This is a genomic window from Microbacterium rhizomatis (genome assembly GCF_008710745.1).
GTDB classification, from domain to species: domain Bacteria; phylum Actinomycetota; class Actinomycetes; order Actinomycetales; family Microbacteriaceae; genus Microbacterium; species Microbacterium rhizomatis.
Map to the genome: position 1 here is coordinate 202,566 of NZ_VYSA01000003.1, position 20,277 is coordinate 222,842.

14 protein-coding genes are annotated in these 20,277 nt (G+C 70.2%); 7 read left to right on the forward strand and 7 right to left on the reverse strand.

What is annotated here, in order from left to right:
- Nucleotides 1-47: 47 nt before the first annotated feature.
- A complete protein-coding gene (locus F6B43_RS14905; protein ID WP_170285678.1) occupies nt 48-1,100 on the reverse strand; it encodes a DUF998 domain-containing protein in 1,053 nt (350 codons plus the stop codon).
- 450 nt (nt 1,101-1,550) lie between these two features.
- Between F6B43_RS14905 and F6B43_RS14910 the strand changes: the two genes are divergently transcribed.
- Nucleotides 1,551-3,959, forward strand: a complete 2,409-nt coding sequence (locus F6B43_RS14910) for a DEAD/DEAH box helicase (RefSeq protein ID WP_150449776.1) — start codon at nt 1,551-1,553, stop codon at nt 3,957-3,959.
- Nucleotides 3,960-4,401: 442 nt separating this feature from the next.
- Here F6B43_RS14910 and F6B43_RS14915 read toward each other — a convergent pair whose 3' ends face one another.
- Nucleotides 4,402-5,463, reverse strand: a complete 1,062-nt coding sequence (locus F6B43_RS14915) for an Rv2578c family radical SAM protein (RefSeq protein ID WP_150449777.1) — start codon at nt 5,461-5,463, stop codon at nt 4,402-4,404.
- 705 nt (nt 5,464-6,168) lie between these two features.
- Here F6B43_RS14915 and F6B43_RS14925 point away from each other — a divergent pair.
- Complete coding sequence (locus F6B43_RS14925) at nt 6,169-7,404, forward strand: M15 family metallopeptidase (protein ID WP_211368156.1); 1,236 nt, start codon at nt 6,169-6,171, stop codon at nt 7,402-7,404.
- Between the two features lie 164 nt (nt 7,405-7,568).
- On the forward strand, nt 7,569-8,732 hold the full coding sequence (locus tag F6B43_RS14930) for an acyl-CoA dehydrogenase family protein (protein ID WP_150449780.1): 1,164 nt from the start codon (nt 7,569-7,571) through the stop codon (nt 8,730-8,732).
- A 127-nt stretch (nt 8,733-8,859) separates the two neighbouring features.
- On the opposite strand, the gene F6B43_RS14935 is transcribed toward F6B43_RS14930, so the two are convergent.
- The 5 genes from F6B43_RS14935 to F6B43_RS14955 all read right to left on the reverse strand — a co-directional run bounded on the left by F6B43_RS14935 (nt 8,860) and on the right by F6B43_RS14955 (nt 13,630).
- On the reverse strand, nt 8,860-9,678 hold the full coding sequence (locus F6B43_RS14935) for an energy-coupling factor transporter transmembrane component T (protein WP_150449781.1): 819 nt from the start codon (nt 9,676-9,678) through the stop codon (nt 8,860-8,862).
- On the reverse strand, nt 9,675-11,492 hold the full coding sequence (locus F6B43_RS14940; RefSeq protein ID WP_150449782.1) for an ABC transporter ATP-binding protein: 1,818 nt from the start codon (nt 11,490-11,492) through the stop codon (nt 9,675-9,677). Before F6B43_RS14940 ends, F6B43_RS14935 begins: the two co-directional genes overlap by 4 nt.
- Before the next feature lie 83 nt (nt 11,493-11,575).
- Complete coding sequence (locus F6B43_RS14945) at nt 11,576-12,142, reverse strand: ECF transporter S component (RefSeq protein ID WP_150449783.1); 567 nt, start codon at nt 12,140-12,142, stop codon at nt 11,576-11,578.
- 148 nt (nt 12,143-12,290) lie between these two features.
- Nucleotides 12,291-13,283 (reverse strand): pirin family protein, encoded by a 993-nt coding sequence (locus F6B43_RS14950; RefSeq protein ID WP_150449784.1) that lies wholly within the window; start codon nt 13,281-13,283, stop codon nt 12,291-12,293.
- Entirely contained in the window at nt 13,280-13,630 is a 351-nt protein-coding gene (locus F6B43_RS14955; RefSeq protein WP_211368157.1) for a GNAT family N-acetyltransferase, read from the reverse strand. The genes F6B43_RS14950 and F6B43_RS14955 overlap by 4 nt, the downstream gene beginning before the upstream one ends.
- A 111-nt stretch (nt 13,631-13,741) precedes the next feature.
- On the opposite strand from F6B43_RS14955, the gene F6B43_RS14960 reads away from it, so the two are divergent.
- The 4 genes from F6B43_RS14960 (at nt 13,742) to recQ (ending at nt 20,141) form a co-directional block, all read left to right on the forward strand.
- The gene (locus F6B43_RS14960; RefSeq protein WP_150449785.1) at nt 13,742-16,312 is read left to right on the forward strand and encodes a DEAD/DEAH box helicase; all 2,571 of its coding nucleotides are present in this window, start codon (nt 13,742-13,744) and stop codon (nt 16,310-16,312) included.
- A 215-nt stretch (nt 16,313-16,527) separates the two neighbouring features.
- Nucleotides 16,528-17,061: a hypothetical protein gene (locus F6B43_RS14965; RefSeq protein ID WP_150449786.1), complete on the forward strand. Its 534-nt coding sequence runs from the start codon at nt 16,528-16,530 to the stop codon at nt 17,059-17,061.
- Nucleotides 17,058-18,098, forward strand: a complete 1,041-nt coding sequence (locus tag F6B43_RS14970) for a class I mannose-6-phosphate isomerase (protein ID WP_150449787.1) — start codon at nt 17,058-17,060, stop codon at nt 18,096-18,098. The genes F6B43_RS14965 and F6B43_RS14970 overlap by 4 nt, the downstream gene beginning before the upstream one ends.
- Nucleotides 18,099-18,212: 114 nt before the next feature.
- Nucleotides 18,213-20,141, forward strand: a complete 1,929-nt coding sequence (gene recQ / locus F6B43_RS14975) for a DNA helicase RecQ (protein ID WP_150449970.1) — start codon at nt 18,213-18,215, stop codon at nt 20,139-20,141.
- Nucleotides 20,142-20,277 lie beyond the last annotated feature (136 nt).

Genomic DNA, 20,277 nt, shown 5'->3' on the forward strand with positions numbered 1-20,277 from the left:
CATGGGTCTCACAGCCCTTTTCCGCTGATCCGACGTGGATGGGCGGGTCAAGCTGGCGCGGCGACGAGGGTCCGTGGCGTGCGTGTGTGACGGGCGTGGCGGCGTTTGGTTCCGTTTCGCTGAAGCGAACCGACGATATGGGGCGCGGCATCCGTCGTGAATCGGGCATGGTCCGGTGGGCTGCCGGAAGGCGTCCACGAATGCGATGTGCGGTGAAGCGCGAGAGAAGCGGGTGCGTCGGTGCGCGCCCGCGCGATGCTTTCGCGCACCGCGATGAACTGGCGATCCGACTCGCGGACGAGGGCTCGGCGCGGCGCAGACACGCGGCGGCGGCGAGCGGGAGCGACATGCCTGCCCTCGGCGTTCGAGGTGCGGGACGAGCGGTCATGGTTCGCCTCGTGCTTGCCGAGGCATGCGACGAAGAGCAGAACCCAAGTGAACATCACCGCGAAGCCGAGAAGCTCGTACGCGGCGAGGTTAATCACGCCGACGACCATCGAGACGCCGCCGCCCACGAGCAAGGCGATAGCGGGAGCAGTGATCGCGGCGAGCGGCCGGCCGAGGCCGCGGAGCATCGATGGCACGCAGATGAGGATGGCGAGGAACGAGAACACCATTCCCTGCGCGCCGCGATCGTGCAGGAAGGTCCAGGTGTTCACCGGGACGCCGCCCACGAAGGCGAGGTGCACGCCCAGAGAGCCGAAAAGGATCGAGACCACGATCGGAGAGCCTCGCCACGAGCCCGAGCGGGCGGCGTGCTTGGCCAATTCGCGGCGGAAGTAGCGTGCGAATGCCACGATCAGTGCCCCGGTGAGGAACAACGTGCCATTGAAGACATAGCTGGAGAAGGCGTTGAAAGTGCCGAGCTCGCTGAAGTGCAGTTGCCACCACAGCGGATCGGGTGTGGTGATCATCGCGATCGCGATGCCGATCATGATGAAGATCATGATGCCGGCGACGCGGTGAGTAGGGCTGGCGCGGGCGAGCTGCCGTTCGGCAACACGCCGCGCGCCATGGGTCGACAGGATGCCGCGCAGCCTTGTGCCGGCGCGCGTCAGATCGATCGGCGAGGGTGAGGGGAGGATCTCAAGTGTCGTCATTTTGGGCCTGCTGGATTCGCTCGGTGAGCAACCCAACCGAGGGCCCCAGGACGTCGCCGCCATTTCCCACGGTCGGGAGCGCGTTTCGGCAGCCGTTCCCAGTCGACTCGTTGGGCTGATCGTACCCTGGCAACGTTACTAGGAGTAAACCGAAAGACGCTGAAAAGACCGTGTCGCATACAGCGGCGGCGCAGGTCGATGCGGTAGTCTTCCCGCAGTCGGCTCTGGACACCGCGATGGATCGCGGAGGGTTTGTGAGTCCAAGGGGCCGATGGTGGGGATGAATCCATCCCGACGACCATCCAGTGAATGGCCCCCGGCCGACAGTGTCCGGGTTACTCCCGCTTCTGCCTGAAGAAGCATGCCGCTCGTGTGCGGCAGCGCCTCCGCGTGTTGCGGAGCGCTCTGGAGTGCTGTTCTCATCACGAGACAACCCAGGAAGACACGATCATGCCCAAGAGCAAGAAGCCCGCCGGCGGGCGCCCGGCCAAGAATTTCGAACCCCGTTACGGCGAGAAGAAGACCTCGTTCCAGGACCGCCAGCACCGCCCGGCTACCGGGGCACCCAAGGCGGGCAGCCGCAGCGCCGGCCACCGCGGATTCCGCGCACCCGAAGAGGGCGCTGCGGCGCCGAAGGCGCGGTGGACCGCCACACAGCGAGCGGGTCGCGATGAATCGCGCAGCATCCGTTCCTCGCGCCCGAACGACGATCGTCCGGCGCGTTCGTACGATTCGCGTCCGGTGCGTTCGAATGATTCGCGTCCGGCGCGTTCGTTCGACAGCCGTCCGCCCCGCACGGACGATCGTCCGGCGCGTTCGCATGACGATCGTCCGGCGCGTTCGTATGACGATCGTCCGGCGCGTTCCTACGACAGCCGTCCCGCGCGTTCCTACGACAATCGTCCGCCCCGCACGGACGATCGTCCGGCGCGTTCGTACGATTCGCGTCCGGTGCGTTCGAATGATTCGCGTCCGGCGCGCTCGTTTGACGGCCGTCCGCCCCGCTCGGACGATCGTTCGCCTCGGTCGTACGATGACCGACCGGCTCGTTCGCACGATTCGCGTCCGGCTCGTTCGTACGAGGATCGTCCGGCGCGTTCGAATGATTCGCGTCCCGCGCGTTCCTACGACAACCGTCCGGCTCGGTCGGACGACCGTCCGGCGCGTTCGTACGACAACCGTCCGGCCCGCTCGGGCGACCGTCCGGCGCGTTCGTACGAGGATCGTCCGGCTCGCTCGGACGACCGTCCGGCGCGTTCGTACGAGGATCGTCCGGCGCGTTCGAATGATTCGCGTCCCGCGCGTTCGTACGACAACCGTCCGGCTCGCTCGGACGACCGTCCCGCTCGTTCGTACGACAACCGTCCGGCTCGCTCGGACGACCGTCCCGCGCGTTCCTACGATGACCGTCCGGCTCGGTCGGACGATCGTCCGGCTCGCACCTCCAGCGATCGCCCTGCCCGCTCGTACGACGACCGGCCGCGTCGCGATGATCGCGACCAGAACCGTCGGTCCGGGGCATCCGCGGCTGCTGCCGGAGCATACGCGGGCAGCCGCTCGAACTGGAACGACAAGGGGTCAAAGCCCGTCGACCACAAGTACGAGCAGCACGTCGACGTCGTGCACGAGCGCCTGCAAGCCGAGGCCGTACAGGCCGACGAGGTCGGCGGCACGAGCTGGGCAGACCTGGGCCTCGGTCAGAACATCGCCAACACCCTGATCGACCTCGGTGCTCCCGCGCCGTTCCCGATCCAGGCCGCGACGATCCCGGAGGTGCTCGCAGGTCGCGATGTGCTCGCCCGCGGTCGCACCGGCTCGGGCAAGACGATCGCCTTCGGCGCCCCGCTCGTCGAGCGCGTGCTCAAGGCACAAGCAGGCAAGAAGCGCGAGTTCGCCCGGGCCCCGATGGCGCTGATCCTCGCTCCGACGCGCGAGCTTGCGCTGCAGATCGACCGCACCATCCAGCCGATCGCGCGCAGCGTCGGCCTCTTCACGACGCAGATCTACGGCGGTGTGCCGCAGGCGCGCCAGGTGGGCGCCCTGCGCAAGGGCGTGGACATCATCATCGGCACGCCCGGACGCATCGAAGACCTCATCAACCAGCGCAAGCTGGATCTGTCCGACGTCATGGTCGCGGTGATCGACGAGGCAGACCACATGAGCGAGCTCGGATTCCTCGAGCCCGTGCAGCGGATCCTCCGCCAGACCGGCGAGGGCAGCCAGAAGCTGCTCTTCTCGGCGACGCTCGACCGTGAGGTCGCAGGAGTCGTCGACGAGTTCCTCGTCAAGCCCGCCGTTTACGAGGTCGCGGGCGAGACACAGGAGACGGGCACGATCGAGCATCGCGTGCTCGTGATCGAGCACCGCGACAAGGCCGAGATCCTCGACCGGCTGGTGGATCGCGACGGCAAGACCCTCGTGTTCGCCCGCACCCGCGCATACGCCGAAATGCTCGCCGAGCAGTTCGCCGATTCGGGCATCCCGGCGGTCGCGCTCCATGGGGATCTGAACCAGGCCAAGCGCACGCGCAACCTCGAGCGACTCACGTCGGGCCGGGTCAACGTCCTGGTGGCGACGGACGTCGCGGCACGCGGCATCCACGTCGACGACATCGATCTGGTGATCCAGGCCGACCCGCCGGATGAGTACAAGACGTACCTGCACCGCTCGGGGCGTACCGGCCGCGCCGGTGCGCAGGGGCGCGTCGTGACGCTCATCACACGCCAGCGTCGTCGCAAGATGACCGAGATGCTCGAGCACGCCGAGATCAATGCCCCGTTCGAGGACGCACGCCTCGGCGACGACATCATCGACGAGCTCGCGGGCTCGTTGCTCACGAACGCGGAGCTCACGGCCTAGTCGAGCGTGAAGAAGGGCCCCGGGTTCATTCCCGGGGCCCTTCTTCGTCCCTCGTACATCTGGAAGGACGCCCGAGCGGGAAACTCGCCGATAGCGTCCCACCCATCGACTTCAGGAACCTCCGTCCTTCCGGATGTTCGCGGAGGGGGTGTGAGAGCGGGGCGGGGCGTCGATCACCTCTCTGTAGGCACGCACCTCCTCGCGGCGTGCACAACGCAGGATCGATCGGCCGAATCCAGCCTCCGGAGGCGGTTTCGGACCCGGGATCACGGGTTGATCCTGCGTTGTGCGGCCGTGGCCGGGCCGACGGGGGCTGGCCGGGCCGACGGGGGCTGGCCGGGGCTGGCCGGGCTGGCCGGGCTGACCGGGGCTGGCCGGGCTGGCCGGGGCTGGCCGGGCCGACGGGGCAAGGGGCGTGTCAGTCGGAGCGGAACGCTGCGGTTCAGAACAGGCGGTCTGCCTCCGCAGGCTTCCCGGTCGTGATGAAACGCGGAGCGGAACGTGTCGCCAGGCCGGGGGTTCGGCTCCCACGCGGATGGGCGTCTTCGTCGTGACCGTCGAGGCCGTACGCGCGCATGAGTGGCCGCACCCGCTTAGCCAGCCACGCTCGATACGGCTTCGGCGCCTGTGAAACCACGCCGGGATACAGCCCGAGGTATGACGAGACGAGTTCCGGATGCTCGCGCTCCAGCCAGCGCATGAACCACTGCTTCGCACCTGGGCGCAGGTGAAGTGCGCCGAACACGACCCGCCGCGCGCCGGCCGCCTTGATGCGTCTGAGTCCATCGTCGATCGCCGCGATGGAGTCGGTGAGATGCGGCACGATCGGCATGAGGAAGACCGTCACCGCGAACCCCGCCGCGGTCGCTGCCCGCACGGTTTCGAGTCGCGCGGAAGCGGAAGGGGTGCCCGGCTCGATCGCATGCTGCAGCGCGTCGTCGTAGAAGGCGATCGACATGGCGAGCGAAACAGGGACGGATGCCGCAGACTCGGTCAGCAGCGGAAGGTCGCGGCGCAGCAGGGTGCCCTTCGTCAGTATCGAGAAAGGCGTGCCGGATGAGGTCAGGGCCTGGATGATGCCGGGCATGAGCCGATACCGTCCTTCGGCCCTCTGGTAGGGGTCGGTGTTGGTGCCGAGCATGACCGGTTCGCGCGCCCACGAGCCGCGCCGGAGCTCTCTGCCGAGCACTTCAGCCACATTGATCTTCACAACGATCTGCGAGTCGAAGTCGCGCCCGGCGTCGAGGTCGAGATATTCGTGCGTACCGCGAGCGAAGCAATATGTGCACGCATGGGAGCACCCTCGATACGGGTTGACGGTCCAGTCGAAAGGCATCGCGGATGCCCCGGGCACGTGGTTGAGCGCCGACCTGCACATCACCTCGTGGAAGGTCATCCCGGAGAACTCCGGCGTCGTGACAGATCGTACGAGGCCGTCGATGCGTTCGAGGCCGGGCAGCGCCGCCCCATCCGCCACACCCAGTTCCTGCCCCTGCCATCGCATGATTCCATGGGAACAGAAATACGAATATAGGTCAAGTCCGATTGCGCGGATATCGAACACATCTGGAAGGGATGCCCGAGCCCGGCGCGGTTCAACCTGCAAGCCCGGTGGGTCGGGGGGAGAATGGGATGCGTGACGGCCCCCGAACCGCACGAGACCCCCGCTTCGCCCCGCGCGTCACGTGCTGCCCGTGAAGAGGCCGTCGAGCGCGCGTCGGACACGTCAGGATCGAAGTCCTCAGCGCCCGATCCACGTTCACGTCGTGAGCGTCGAGGCTCTCCTCCGGCGCCTGCCGGCCAAGCCGGCTCCGAGGCGCTCCCGACCCGCCGGTCCCAGCGACGGGTCGCCGATTCGCGGTCGACGGATCTTCGTCGCGCGGATACCCCGATCGACGGGTCGCACGCGGAGCCGCCGAGCTCTCGGGCGATGCGCCGTCCGGAGCCGCTGCCGAAGCCCATGCCGGCCAGTCGGGAAACGTCGGCGCCCGCGCCGACCGATGCGGAGGCGCTCGACGAAGCACCGCGCAGACGTCGCCGCGCGGGGATGCCTGCTCCCGAATCGCCACCCTCATCGCCGGTCTCCGCGCGTCGGACCGCGGCCCCTGTCCGGGAGGCGGTCCCTGTCCGGGAGGCGGCCCCTGTCCGGGAGGCGGTCCCTGTCCGCGAGGCGGTCGCTGTCCGCGAGGCGGCCCCGGCGGGGACCCCGGTGCCGGCAGTCCCGTCCACGTCTGACGATTCCGCGCCCCTCGCCCCCGCGCCCGTCGCCCCCGCGCCCGTCGCGCCCGCGCCCGTCGCGCCCGCGCCCGTCGCCCCCGCGCCCGTCGCGCCCGCGCCCGTCGCGCCCGCGCCCGTCGCGCCCGCGCCCGTCGCGCCCGTCTTACGCGGGCCCGCCTCAGTGGCCGCGCCCGCGCGCCGGCAGGAGCCCGCCACCCCCGCTCGCCGGGCCGCCCGGGCGGCGTCGATGCCGACCCACGACGGCGCGACGCTCGTGCGCCATGCCCGCGCGCGGCGCGCACGTTGGATCGGAGCGATCTTCGCGTGCGTCGCCGCGGGAGCCCTCGTCTTCGGCGGCGCCGCCGCGGTGACAGCCGCCGTCACCGGACCGGTGCTCTCCGGCGCGGAGGATCAGCGTCTCGACGAGAGCGGGCCCGCGGTGGCGGAGGCGGCAGCATCCCCTTCGCCGTCCCCGACCGCGACGCCCGTGGCAACCCCCCTGGCCGCACCGGCGGCGGTCGACATCTGCGCGAATCCCGCCGTGTCGGCGGCGCTCGCGGCAGGGGACGACGAAGGCGCCATGACGGCGGCGGGGGGAGCGGCGGTATTCCGCGACGCGGTCGCGGGGGGGCGGGCTCCGTGCGTCGCGCTCGACGATCCGAGCCACGACTGGGTGATCGTGAACAAGCTGCGGCCGTTCTCGCCGGTCGACTGGGAGCCGGCATCGCTGGCTCTGCCATCCGGCGTCCAGAGCCTCGAAGGCGGCAGGCTGCGGCCCGAAGCCGCGACCGGCCTCAGCGCGATGGCGGCCGCCGCGGTCGCCGAGGGCGCCGGCGAGATCGCGCTCGACAGCGGCTACCGCTCGTACGCGACTCAGCAGACGAACTACGGCGACGGTGGCCCGTCGGTGGAGGCGTCCGTCGCGCGGCCGGGATACAGCGAGCACCAGTCGGGGCTCGCGGCCGATGTCGTGGCGTGCTCGGGCGGCTGCGGAACGCTGGACGACCTGGCGGCGAGTCCGCAAGGCGCGTGGATCGCGGCCAACGCCTGGCGGTACGGCTGGATCGTTCGGTATGAGAGCGGCAAGACCGATGTGACCGGCTACATCCCCGAGCCGTGGCACCTGCGCTACGTCGGCACGCAGCTCGCGGCGGCCTACCACGCGGGGGGCTGGCACTCCCTCGAGGAGTTCTTCGGCCTGAGCGCCGCGCCCGACTACGCGGGCTGAGGCATGCCGGTTCGGGGTGATCCGGACTGCGAGACCGAGTTCCAGCATCCGTGGGATGGAATGTCAGCCAGCACCCACCTGGCTGGCCTAGAATCGCAGGCGGCGACGTGGCTTCAGCCGGTCGCGAATGCGAACCGCTCGATGCGGAGAGGAAGGACCGGCACATGGACCGCGAGATCTACGACGAAGACCACGAGGCGTTCCGCGACGTCGTGAAGGAGTTCGTCAAGCGCTACGCGACGGAAGAGAAGCGCAAGCAGTGGGACGCGGACGGCGAGATCGACCGGGCGACCATGCTCGCGGCGGGTGAGGCCGGCATCATCGGACTCTCGGTGCCGGAAGAATTCGGCGGCGCGGGGATGCTGCAGGACTACCGCTTCCGCTCCGTCGTGCTCGAAGAGACGATCGGCGCCGGACAGGGCTCGCTCGCCGGCGCTCTCGGCATCCAGGACGACCTCGCCGTGCCCTACATCGTGCACATGGGCACGCAGGAGCAGAAGCAGAAGTGGCTCCCGGGCATGGCGACCGGCGAGATCCTCGGCGCTCTGGCGATGACCGAGCCGGGAGCGGGCTCGGACCTGCGGGGCATCAAGACCACCGCGAAGCGCGTCGAGGGCGGCTATGTCGTCAACGGGGCGAAGACCTTCATCTCGAGCGGCAAGACCGCCGACATCGTCGTGACCTTCGTCAAGACCGGTGAGGGCAATCGGCCCGACGCGTTCAGCCTGCTCATCCTCGAAGACGGCATGAAGGGCTTCGAGCACGGCAAGAAGCTCGAGAAGATGGGCTTCCACGGGTGGGATACCGCGGAGCTGTCGTTCGTCGACGTGTTCGTGCCGGAGGAGAACCTGATCGGCGGCAAGGAGGGCATGGGCTTCATCCAGCTCATGATGAACCTCCCGCTCGAGCGTCTGTCGATCGGCGTCGCGGCCGCCGCGGCCGGCGAAGCGGCGTTCGTGTGGACGCGCGACTACACGCTGAGCCGTGAGGCGTTCGGCCAGCCGGTCGCCGACTTCCAGAACACCCGGTTCCGACTCGCCGACATGGCAACGACGGTCGACGTCATGTGGACCTACATCGACCGGGCCATGATGCTCTACAAGGACAAGAAGCTCACCGCCGAAGAGGCTGCGAAGGTCAAGTTCTGGGCGACCGACCGCGAGTGGGAGCTGCTGGACCTGGGAGTGCAGCTGCACGGCGGATACGGCTACATCACCGAGTATCCGATCGCCCGGGCCTTCCTGGATGCTCGTGTGCACCGGATCTACGGCGGCACGAACGAGATCATGCGCGACATCGTGAGCCGTCAGATCGTCGGTCGACGCTGAGTATCGGGAGCCCGGCGTACATCTGAGAGGACGGTCGGTGCGCGAGTGGGCCCGGGTCGCCGCCCGGGGGCCGCTCGCGCACCGGCCGTCCTCTCGCGTGTACGGCTCGACGTCGAGACCGGCCGGTTCAGCCGAGCTGCCAAGGGAAGAACAACCACAGCACCGCCGCCGAGACGATCCAGAAGAGCGCGATGAAGACGATGTCGCGAGGGCGGAACGGAACGAGGTATCGCTCGGTGCGGGTGGGGTAGGCGCCGAAGGCGCGAGCATCCATCGCCAGCGCGACGCGCTCGGCGTGCCGGATCGCGCCCGCGAGGAGCGGAACGATGTAGCCGATCGCCCGGGCGGCGCGCGAGAACGGGCCAGCACCGCCGTGATGGCCGCGCACACGGTGCGCGGCGCGGATGACGTCGAGTTCGTACGCGAAGCGCGGCACGAACCGGAAGGCGGCCAGGGCGGTGTAGCCGATGCGGTACGGCACCCGCAGCTGCTGCACGGTCGCTCGGACGAGATCCGGTCCCGTGGTCGTGACGCCGCCGATGAGGGCGAGCGCGACGATCGCGGCGAGCCGCAGCGCGGTGGCGAACCCGAGTTCGAGCGCTCCGCTGTACAGCACCCCGTCGCCGATCCGCAGGACGGCCGGCGTGGCCTCGACGAGCGCGGAATCGACCCACACGGAGAAGCCGAATCCGACCACGGCGACTGCGACGGGGACGCCGAGGAACATCACGGCCGCGAGGCGGCCCGTCAGACGTGCACCGACCAGCACGACGGCGTACGAGATCGCGACGAAGACGAGCGGGGTGGCGAGGTCGCGGACGAAGACGAGCGCGATCATCGCCGGCACGGGCGCGGCGAGCTTGGCGAGCGGGTTGAGTGCGTAGAGGAAGCGCACAGGGGATGCCGGCGCAAGGGTCGCATAAGGGTCGAACGCCGCGGAGGTCATGCGCGCAGCACCCCGGGAAGGTCGGCGAGACGCAGCGCTCCGCGCAGAGCGGGGATTCCGTGGAACGCGGCCGCGAGGGGCGGCTGACGCAGCCCCGCTCGGTCGAGAAGGGCGTCGTCGGCGAGCACGTCGGTCGTGGCCCCCGACGCGAGGATGCGCCCGTCCGCGAGTACGACGGTGTGGCTCGCGTACTCGGCGACGAGCTGCATGTCGTGCGTGACGACGATGATGGTGGTGCCGTCGGCGTTGAGCGCCGAGAGCAGCCCGAGGAGTTCGTCGGCCCGCGCGCGATCCTGTCCGAAGGTGGGCTCGTCCAGTGCCAGAACAGGAGCCCCGGCGATCAGTGCGGTACCGACCGACAGCCGCCGCTTCTGCCCGCCGGACAGCAGGAACGGGTGCGACCGCGCCTTCTCGGCCAGACCGAACCGCTCGAGCATGTGTCCGACCCGTTCGTCGATCTCCGCATCGGGGAGTCGGGCGAGGCGCAAGCCGTGCGCGAGCTCGTCGGAGACCGTGTGGGCGATGAACTGGTGCTCGGGGTTCTGGAAGACGAATCCGATGGTCGAAGAGACCGCCCGCGGCGAAGCCGTTCCGGGGTCGATGCCGCCGACACTGATGCGTCCGCGCGGGGGCGCGACGACGCCTGCGATCGCCTGGACGAGGGTCGTCTTGCCCGCGCCGTTCGCTCCGACGACGGCGACGAACGATCCGGCCGCCACGTCGAGGTCGACCCCGTGCAGAAGCTCGCGGCGCCTTCGGCCGCGGCCCCTGGTGACCGAGAGCGCCCGGACGCGGATGAGCGGCGGGACAGCGTCGCCCGGGGGCTGTGCGCTTCGCTCGATGACCGAAGCTCCGCTGGCTGCGGGCGCGAGGCGCGACGAAACGGGGTCTTCCGATGGTCGCGGCGCGGCACCGCGCGCCTCGAGGCCCGCGCGCAACTCGGCCGGGGTGAGCGGCAGCGGGTCGAGCGTCCAGCCGGCCTCGCGCAGGCGCAGCGCCGCGATCGCCGCGGAAGGCAGCCAGACGCCCATCCGCACGAGCTCATCCACGTGTGTGCGGAGCACCTCTTCGGCAGGCCCGTCGAAGACCAGGTGGCCCTGCTGATCGAGCACGACGACACGATCGACGAACGAGATCGCAGCATCGAGGTTGTGCTCGACCAGCACGATCCCCCTGCCACCGTCCGCGACGAGTTCGGCCAGGGCGGCGTAGACCTCGTCGATGCCCGCCGGATCGAGGTTGGCCGTCGGTTCGTCCAGCACAAGGAGTGGCGACCCCATCGCCAGCGCGCACGCGATCGCGAGCCTCTGGCGGCCGCCGCCGGAAAGCCGGTCGGGATTCTCGTCCCGCCGATCCCACAGCCCCACGCGTCGCAGCGCGGCCTCGGCGCGCGCACGGACCTCTGCCACCGGCATCCGCAGGTTCTCCGGACCGAACGCGACCTCGTCGAACAGGGTGCCGGTCACCAGCTGGGCATCCGGATCCTGGAACACCATCGCCACGCGCGTGCTCAGTTCGGCGACGGTGGTGTCGGATGCTGTCACCCCGCCGACCTCGATCGCGCCGGTCACCCTGGCGGGCACAGCGTGTGGGATCAAGCCGTTGAGCGCGAGGGTCAGCGTCGATTTGCCCGATCCGCTCGGGCCGAGCAGCAGCACCACCTCGCCGGGGGCGACGTTGAAGCTCACGGCGCGGGGGGTCGGAGCATCCTCACCGTCGTGGGTGATCGACACGTCGCGCACCCGCAGGAGGGTGCCGCCGGCGGCGCCGACCGGCGCAGGGGCGGCGGAGAAGTCGCGTTCAGGTGCGGTCACAGCTCGTTCCGGATCGGGTAAGTCCAGCCTAACTTAGCCGACCCTTAGCCGAACGTCGGCCCATCGTCGAGCCGCCCGCGATGTCAGCCTCGGGAGCGTGGGCGGGCTACGCCCGCGCGACGCAGGCCAGCGCCGATCCAGAGTGCGACGGCCGTCCAGGCGATGGGCCCGAACACGGAGAGCACGAGGTAAAGGGCTTGCGCCCACACCGGAAACACCGAGAGATGGGCCGCGAAGAACACGACGACAGCGACGAGGACGCCGATGATCCCGCCCGAGATGAAGAAGCGCCATGCGCCCCATGCGCGGTACCGGGTCGCCGCGGCGACGAGTTCCTGGATTCCGCCGAACAGCAGCGCCGTCCCCAGGAAGCGCGGCGCGAAGGCGACCGCGAACGCGCTCGCGACCAACGCGGCGATGAGGTGGGTGATGATCGCCACGAGCGGCAGACGCAGTGTCTCCTGCGCGATGATCCCCGGCAGCACGTGCACGCCCAGCACCAGTCCGTAGAGGGGTGCGGCGGCGGCTATCACAAGCGGTGTGAGAGCACCCGCGATACCGCCGGCGACCCCGGTGGCGACGCCGATCGCCGCGCATACGAGCAGGACGCGCGTCGAGAGCACAGGGGTTTTCCGGGGAGGCGAGGACACACGCTCAGCGTACTGGCTGGTCGTTTCGAGCTCGGGGTCTTCGCGGATCCGCGCGCATCCGGAAGGACGGTTGTGGCTCGAGTCGCCCAGTGGGGCTGCCCGGGCGCCGTCGACACCTGTGCATCCTTCCGGATGTCCGGGTCGGGCGTCAGACCCGGCGTCGGCGCTGGGTGAGACGTACGCCGGGGAGGGGCGGCGCGGGGATGCGCTCGTCGCCGTGGCCGACGACGTGACCGAACCGGGGGGAGCCCTGCTCCCACGCGTCCCTGGCGTCGACGATCTCCTCGTGCGTTCGGCCGACGAAGTTCCACCACATCACGATGTCGTCTTCGAACGGCTCGCCGCCGAGGAGGAAGACGACGGTGTCGGTGTCGCCGCCGATCACGAGGTCTTCGCGGCCTGTCCCGAGATAGAGCAAGTGCTCGGGGTCGATGAGGGTCGCCTCAGGAAGAGAGAGGGATGCAGCGCCCTCGACGCCCGCGAGGGCGTACTCCCAGTCGGGGTGAAGGGGCAGGTGCACCCGCGAGCCGGCGGGGATCCGCAGTTCGGCGCCGACGATGGGCGTGTACGCCGTCGCGGGCGAGGTCGCACCGCCGAACTCGCCGAGGACGACGATCGCCTCGCCCGTCTCTCCTTGGTCGGCGACGAGGGTGACCCGCGGCAGGTCGTCGTGGCGTTCGAAGTCGGGCGCACCCGCGCGCCGCGACTCGGGCAGTGCGACCCAGAGCTGCAGAGCGTCGAGCGGGATCGCCTCTTCGCCGACCGAATACTCGGAGTGCGCGATGCCGGCGCCGCTGGTCATGATGTTCAGCGCTCCGCGGCTGATCACGACGTCGCTGCCGACGGAGTCGCGGTGGTGCACCTCGCCCACGAACGGCCAGGTCACCGTCTGCAGCCCGATGTGCGGATGAGGCTCGACGCGCATCCGCGTGCGCTGTGGCCCGAACCGGTCGAGGAAGCACCAGGCGCCGACCATCGGCAGGTCGCGCTGCGGCAGCGCGCGATGCACCTCCATGCCCCGCACGCCGCCGAGCGGGACGGCCCGGAACTCGAGGAGGAGCGCGCGGGGCCCGTCGGTCGTCGGGGTCGGCTCGTCCGCGTGGACGACAGCGGATTCGGGCCCGACGTCGAGGCGGGTCATACGCCCGAGCCGCCGGCGGCGGCGCCCGTGCCGGCGGTGCCGCTGCGTGACCAGTCGATCTCGAGCCCCTCGACCTCGTGCTTCTGCAGGAACCGCACGACGTACGGGCACTCCGGCACGACGGTCTCGTGGCGGGCGACAGCATCCTTCATCGCGTCGCCCACCAGAACCGCACCGAGGCCGCGGCCCGCGAAGGCGGGATCGATCGAGGTGTGCGGGAACACGAGGCGCCCGCGGCTGTCGACACGGAACTCGGTGAACCCACCGAGCACGTCGCCCACGTGGATCTCGTATCGACCAGCGGCGTCGTTGCGGGTCACGGTCACATCTTCGGTCGGCTCTGTCACGGGGCATCCTCTCGTCGTCGCTTCCAACGTAGGTCGCTTCGGGATGCTTCCGCCACCGGTTCATCGGCGACTGCGGCCGCGGACGCAGCCCGGACCAGGCAGACTCGGGGGATGGCCGCTTCGCTCCTGGACTCCGTGCCGCGCGGCGCGGACCCCGATGCCGCATATGCGGGCTTCGTCGAATGGGCCGAGGGCGCGGGGTTCGCCCTGTACCCGGCGCAGGACGAGGCCGTGATCGAGCTGGTCTCGGGCGCCAACGTGATCCTGTCGACGCCGACGGGCACGGGCAAGTCGCTCGTCGCGGTCGCCGCGCACGCGATCGCCCTGGCCCGCGGCGGCCGGACGTATTACACCGCGCCGATCAAGGCGCTCGTGAGCGAGAAGTTCTTCGCCCTGGCGGACGTCTTCGGGGCCGAGAACGTCGGGATGGTCACGGGCGATTCGTCGGTCAACCCGGATGCTCCGATCATCTGCTGCACGGCCGAGATCCTCGCGAACCTCGCCCTCCGGCACGGCGCCGACACCCAGGTGGATCAGGTCGTCATGGACGAGTTCCACTACTACGGCGACCCCGACAGAGGGTGGGCGTGGCAGGTGCCGCTGCTGCTTCTGCCGCGCGTGCAGTTCGTGTTGATGTCGGCGACGCTCGGCGACGTCACGGCGATCGCCGACGACCTCTCGCGCCGCACCGGCCGGCCGACGGCGCGGATCACCGGCGTCGAGCGCCCCGTGCCGCTGCACTTCTCGTACGCCCGCACCCCCGTGCACGAGACGGTGGAGGAGCTGCTGACGACGAACCTCGCGCCGATCTACATCGTGCATTTCTCGCAGGCCGCCGCGATCGAGCGGGCACAGGCCCTGTCGAGCGTGCGGATCGTCAGCCGCGAGCAGCGCGACGAGATCGCCGAGGCGATCGGCGGATTCCGTTTCACGACGGCGTTCGGCCGCACCCTGTCGAAGTACGTGCGCGCGGGCATCGGCGTGCATCACGCGGGCATGCTGCCGCGGTACCGCCGTCTGGTCGAGACGCTCGCGCAGCGCGGCCTGCTGCGGGTGATCTGCGGCACCGACACGCTCGGCGTCGGCATCAACGTCCCGATCCGGACGGTGCTGATCACCGCGCTCGCGAAATTCGACGGGCAGCGGATGCGGCAGCTCAGCGCCCGCGAATTCCACCAGATCGCCGGCCGCGCGGGACGCGCGGGGTACGACACGGCGGGAACCGTCGTGGTGATGGCGCCCGAGCACGAGATCGAGAACACGTCCGCGCTGGCGAAGGCCGGCGACGACCCGAAGAAGCTCCGCAAGGTCGTACGGAAGAAGGCCCCTGCGGGGTTCGTGAACTGGGGCGAGGCCTCCTTCGAAAGACTCGTGGATGCTGAGCCCGAGCCGCTCACTCCGCAGATGCAGCTCACCGCGGCGATGCTCATCAACGTCATCGCGCGCGGCGGTGACGTGTTCGCGAACGTCCGGTCGCTCGTCTTCGACAACCACGAGCCTCGGGCGCGGAAGTACGAGCTGGCCCGGCGGGCGCTCGGCATCTTCCGCACGCTCGTCGCGGCCGAGGTCGTCGTGGTGGCGCCGGGTGGGAGCATCCGCCTCACCGTCGATCTGCAGCCGAACTTCGCGCTCAACCAGGCCCTGTCTCCGTTCGCGCTCGCCGCCATCGGGCTGCTCGACCCCGAGACCGAGCTGAGACACGGTGCCGCGGCGTCGGGCGCGCCGGGCACCGCGGGGACCGGGCATTACGCGCTCGACGTCGTGAGCGTCATCGAGGCCACGCTCGACGACCCTCGTCCGGTGCTCTCGCAGCAGCAGTTCATGGCGCGGGGCGAGGCGGTCGCGGCGATGAAACGCGACGGCATCGAATACGACCAGCGCATGGAGCTGCTGGAAGAGATCACCTACCCTAAGCCGCTCGAAGAACTCCTCGCGCAGTCGTTCGAGGTGTTCGCGTCGAGCCAGCCGTGGGTGCGCGACTTCGAGCTGTCGCCGAAATCGGTCGTGCGAGACATGTTCGAGCGGGCGCTGTCGTTCGCCGAGCACATCCAGCTGTATTCGCTCGCGCGCAGCGAGGGACTCGTGCTGCGGTACCTCAGCGATGCGTACCGTGCGATCCGGCAGACCGTGCCCTCGGACGCCCAGACTCCCGACCTGCTCGACCTGATCGAGTGGCTCGGCGAGCTCGTGCGGCAAGTCGATTCGAGTCTCGTCGACGAATGGGAATCGCTCGTCAACCCGGTGCTCGATCCGTCGGCACCCGTCGTGCCGCCCGCACCGCCGTCGGTGCTGACGAACCGGCGCGCGTTCCTCGTGCTCGTTCGCAACGAGATGTTCCGCCGGGTGCAGCTGGCCGCCCTCCAGCGCGACGACGAACTGGCCGCTCTTGATCCCGACGTGGATTGGCCGGCCGCCCTCGACGCCTACTTCGACGAGCACGACGAGATCCGCACCGGTGGCGCGGCCAGGTCGTCGGCGCTCGTGGCCATCGACGAGTCGGTCGCCACGCCCGCTCCGGGCGCCGCCGGCGCGGCGGCGGCATCCCGGATCTGGCGTGTCGAGCAGACGATCGATGACCCGGCCGGTGACCACGATTGGCGCATCCGCGCCGAGGTCGACCTCGCCGAGTCGGAAGAGCTCGGTACCGCCGTCGTGCGCGTCACCGAGGTGCTCCGGCTGTGATCCCGCCGCGCCTTCCCGCTCCGCCCGGTGCACAACGCAGGATGGATAGCCCCGGGCGGCCGCGAATGACGGCGTGTCGGGCATTGCGGGCGCACTTCGTCCTGCGTTGTGCACGCCGGGGAGAGGGCAGAGGGGGGCGGGGGCTATGGGGCCGGGAGGGTGCGGACGGCAAGGCCGGTCTGTACTGATCGGCCGATGTCGGAGAGGATCACCCTGTGAGCGCCGAACTGCTGCTGGGGCTCGGCGGCACCGTCGACGACGAGATCGCGTGGGATGCCGCCGTGCTGGAGGGCGTGGCCCGGTACGACGGCATCCGCGCGCCCGAGCTCGACGCGTCGGCTCCGGACGAGGCCGCTGAGGCGCTCGCGCGGGTTCGCCCGCTCATTCCGGCGCCCACGCTCGTCGTTCACACGAAGCACTGGGCGCTGGCGCACGGGGCGGGAGCCGGCCGGTGGCGCGATGCGCTCGAGGGCGCGTCGGCCATGGCCGCCACACGGTTCCGCGTCGGCGACGCGCTCACCGCCGACGAGTACGAAGCGACCATCGCGCTGCCGCGACAGGGGGCAGCCGTCGCGTTCGCGCGAGCGCTGGAGCGGCGGCTCGGCGATGATGTGGCCGTCGTACCGTCCTACTTCCTCGATGTCGCCGCGCCGACCACGATCGGCCTGGGCGACAGCTTCGTCGGGGGTTTCATCGCCTCGCTCGCGCGCGCCGATGCATCCGCCACGGCCGTCGGCACTGCCTCATGAACCTGTACGTCCTCGCCTCGAACCGCCCCGCCGCGAGGTTCTACCGCGGGGGTGCGCGCATCGCGGACTTTCGCGGCGAAGCGCCGTACGGCCCGGATGAGCCCGAGGACTGGGTCGGTTCGGTGACGACCGTGGCCGGCGAGCAGTCCGTGGGTCGGACTGTGCTTCCCGGCGGATCATCGCTCGCCGAGGCGATCGCCTCGGATCCGCGCGCATGGCTCGGTGATGAGCACGTCACGGCGTTCGGCGCCGACCCGATGCTGCTCGTCAAGCTGCTCGATGCGGGTCAGCGCCTTCCCGTCCATGCGCATCCGGGCCGGGCATGGGCGTTGGAGCATCTCGGTGCTGCGCACGGCAAGACCGAGGCGTGGTACATCCTCACGCCGGGAACCGTTCATCTCGGCCTCACCGAGAGCATCCCCCGCGACGAGATCGAGCGCATCGTCCGCGTGCAGGACACGACCACCCTTCTCTCGGCCATGCACCGCATCGACGTGCGGCCCGGCGACACCGTGCATGTTCCTGCGGGAGTGCTCCACGCCATCGGCGCGGGCATCCTGCTCGTGGAACTCCAGGAACCCGAGGATCTCTCGATCCTCCTCGAGTGGCGCGGGTTCGCCATCGACGGCAGCGCGGCGGGCCACCTGGGGGTGGGATTCGACACGGCTCTGGGCGCGGTGGAGACGCGGGCCATGAGCATCGACGAGGTCGAGCACCTCATCCATCGCCAGGAGGATTCCTCTCGTCTGCTGCCGGACGAGGCCGCGCCCTACTTCCGGCTCGAGCGGACCGCCGTCGACGGCCCCGCGCAGCTCGCGCGCGGGTACGCGATCATCGTCGTCCTGGAGGGCGAGGTGACCCTGACCGCCCTCGATGAGATGCCTGAGAAGCTCCGCTCGGGATCAACCGTCCTGGTGCCGTATGGCGCAGGAGAGGTGCGGGTCGAGGGTGCCGGCGCGCTCCTGGTGTGCCGGCCTCCTCTCCCGGGGTCGTCCGGCCGCTCCGCATCGAGGACGACTGTCGCGGGGCGTCGTTAGACTCGCCGGGTGACTCCCCGCCCCTCCGACGACATCGTGCAGGGGGAGTACGTCCCGTGGGATGACGAGCCGCCGCCGGATGACGAGTGGGGGCCTCCTCCGGACGACGGATGGATGCCGCCACCGCCCGATCGCGGAAGTGCGATCGTACGCGGGGTCGGGCAGCCGCGGGCTGCCGCACCATCCTCCTCCGCCCCGACCCGAGCCACTCCCTCGCGCTACGCGACCCCGCTCGAGGCGCTCCGAACCGTCTTCGGCTACGACGCGTTCCGTGGCGATCAGGCCGCCGCGATCGACACGATCGTCGCCGGCGGCGACGCGGTCGTGCTCATGCCCACCGGCGGCGGCAAGAGCCTGATCTATCAGATCCCCGCGCTCGTGCGCGAGGGAACGGGACTGGTCGTCAGCCCCCTGATCGCCCTCATGCACGACCAGGTCGACGCGCTCCGCGCGAACGGCGTGCGCGCGGCCTATCTCAATTCGACGCAGCGCGCCGACGAACGGGCCGCGGTCGAGCGTGCCTACCTCTCGGGCGAGCTTGATCTGATCTACGTCGCGCCCGAGCGCCTGTCGAGTCCCGCGACGCTCGCTCTCCTCAAGCGCGGCACGCTGAGCGTCATCGCGATCGACGAGGCGCACTGCGTGTCGCAGTGGGGCCACGACTTCCGCCCCGACTACCTCGCCCTCGGCGGGCTCGGCGACGATTTCCCCGGTGTTCCGCGGGTCGCGCTGACCGCGACGGCGACCGAGGCGACGCACACCGAGATCGGCGAGCGCCTGCGGATGCCGCGGGCCCGCCACTTCGTCGCGAGCTTCGACCGGCCCAACATCCAGTACCGCATCGCCCCGAAGGCCGAGGCTCGCCAGCAGCTGCTCGCGTTCATCCACTCGATGCGAACACCCGCAGAGCCTGCCCCTGCGGGCATCGTCTACGCCCTGAGCCGCAAGAGCGTCGAGCAGACCGCCGAGTTCCTTCGCGGCAAGGGCGTCGACGCGCTGCCCTACCACGCCGGCCTCGACGCGTCGATGCGGGCGTCGCATCAGGCGCGCTTCCTCCGCGAAGACGGCGTGGTGATGGTGGCCACGATCGCGTTCGGCATGGGCATCGACAAGCCCGACGTGCGCTTCGTCGCCCACATCGACCTGCCCAAATCCATCGAGGGCTACTACCAGGAGACCGGCCGCGCCGGTCGCGACGGCGAACCGGCCGTCGCCTGGATGGCGTACGGTCTCGGCGACGTCGTGCAGCAGCGCCGGCTCATCGACCAGGGCGACGGCGACCGCGCGCACCGCATCCGCCAGGGTCAGCACCTCGACGCGATGCTCGCGCTGTGCGAGACGACGGGCTGCCGTCGCGTCGACCTGCTCGGCTACTTCGGCCAGTCATCGACCCCCTGCGGCAACTGCGACACGTGCCTCGAGCCGCCGGAGGTGTGGGACGGCCTGATCCCCGCTCAGAAGCTGCTGTCGACGATCGTGCGTCTGCAGCGCGAGCGCAATCAGTCGTTCGGTGCGGGCCAGCTCATCGACATCCTCCGGGGCAACCGCACCGACCGCGTCGTGCAGCAGCGCCACGACACTCTCGCGACGTTCGGCATCGGCGCCGATCTGAGCGAGCCCGATTGGCGCAGCGTCATCCGGCAGCTGCTGGCCAGGGGCGTGCTCGTCGCGCGCGGCGAATACGGCACGCTCGCGATCGGCGAGGCCGGCGCCGGAGTTCTGGCGGGCGCGACACCCGTGCCCCTGCGGCGGGATGTGCTCGGCCGCACCGGCGGTGGGTCCTCGCGCGTGCGCAAGGCGGCAGCATCCGAGACTCTGGATGCCGGCGATCGCGGGCTCTTCGAGGCGCTCCGCGCGTGGCGCGCCGAGACCGCGCGTACGCAGGGCGTGCCGGCGTACATCGTCTTCGGCGACGCGACGCTGCACGCGCTCGCCGCGGGCCGGCCGACGTCGCTGAGCGACCTGGACGGGATCAGCGGGATCGGCCAGAAGAAGCGCGAGGCCTACGGCGACGCCGTCCTCGCCGTGATCGCCAGCCACTAGGGGGTTAACGGAGGCGCGAGCGCCGTATCGAGATCCCTCGGGCCGGTGCGCGACGCGGGCTCCGCGGATCTCGGTACGCTCGCTGGCGCTCGCTACTCGATCAACGAATCGCGCTCCGCGCGAAGAATTCGACGGC

What these genes read in the sequence shown, in the direction of transcription:
- F6B43_RS14905 (WP_170285678.1), bottom strand. Translation starts at nt 1,100, where the DNA reads ATGACGACACTTGAGATCCTCCCCTCACCCTCGCCGATCGATCTGACG.
- F6B43_RS14910 (WP_150449776.1), top strand. Translation starts at nt 1,551, where the DNA reads ATGCCCAAGAGCAAGAAGCCCGCCGGCGGGCGCCCGGCCAAGAATTTC.
- F6B43_RS14915 (WP_150449777.1), bottom strand. Translation starts at nt 5,463, where the DNA reads ATGCGATGGCAGGGGCAGGAACTGGGTGTGGCGGATGGGGCGGCGCTG.
- F6B43_RS14930 (WP_150449780.1), top strand. Translation starts at nt 7,569, where the DNA reads ATGGACCGCGAGATCTACGACGAAGACCACGAGGCGTTCCGCGACGTC.
- F6B43_RS14935 (WP_150449781.1), bottom strand. Translation starts at nt 9,678, where the DNA reads ATGACCTCCGCGGCGTTCGACCCTTATGCGACCCTTGCGCCGGCATCC.
- F6B43_RS14950 (WP_150449784.1), bottom strand. Translation starts at nt 13,283, where the DNA reads ATGACCCGCCTCGACGTCGGGCCCGAATCCGCTGTCGTCCACGCGGAC.
- F6B43_RS14960 (WP_150449785.1), top strand. Translation starts at nt 13,742, where the DNA reads ATGGCCGCTTCGCTCCTGGACTCCGTGCCGCGCGGCGCGGACCCCGAT.
- F6B43_RS14970 (WP_150449787.1), top strand. Translation starts at nt 17,058, where the DNA reads ATGAACCTGTACGTCCTCGCCTCGAACCGCCCCGCCGCGAGGTTCTAC.
- recQ (WP_150449970.1), top strand. Translation starts at nt 18,213, where the DNA reads ATGCCGCCACCGCCCGATCGCGGAAGTGCGATCGTACGCGGGGTCGGG.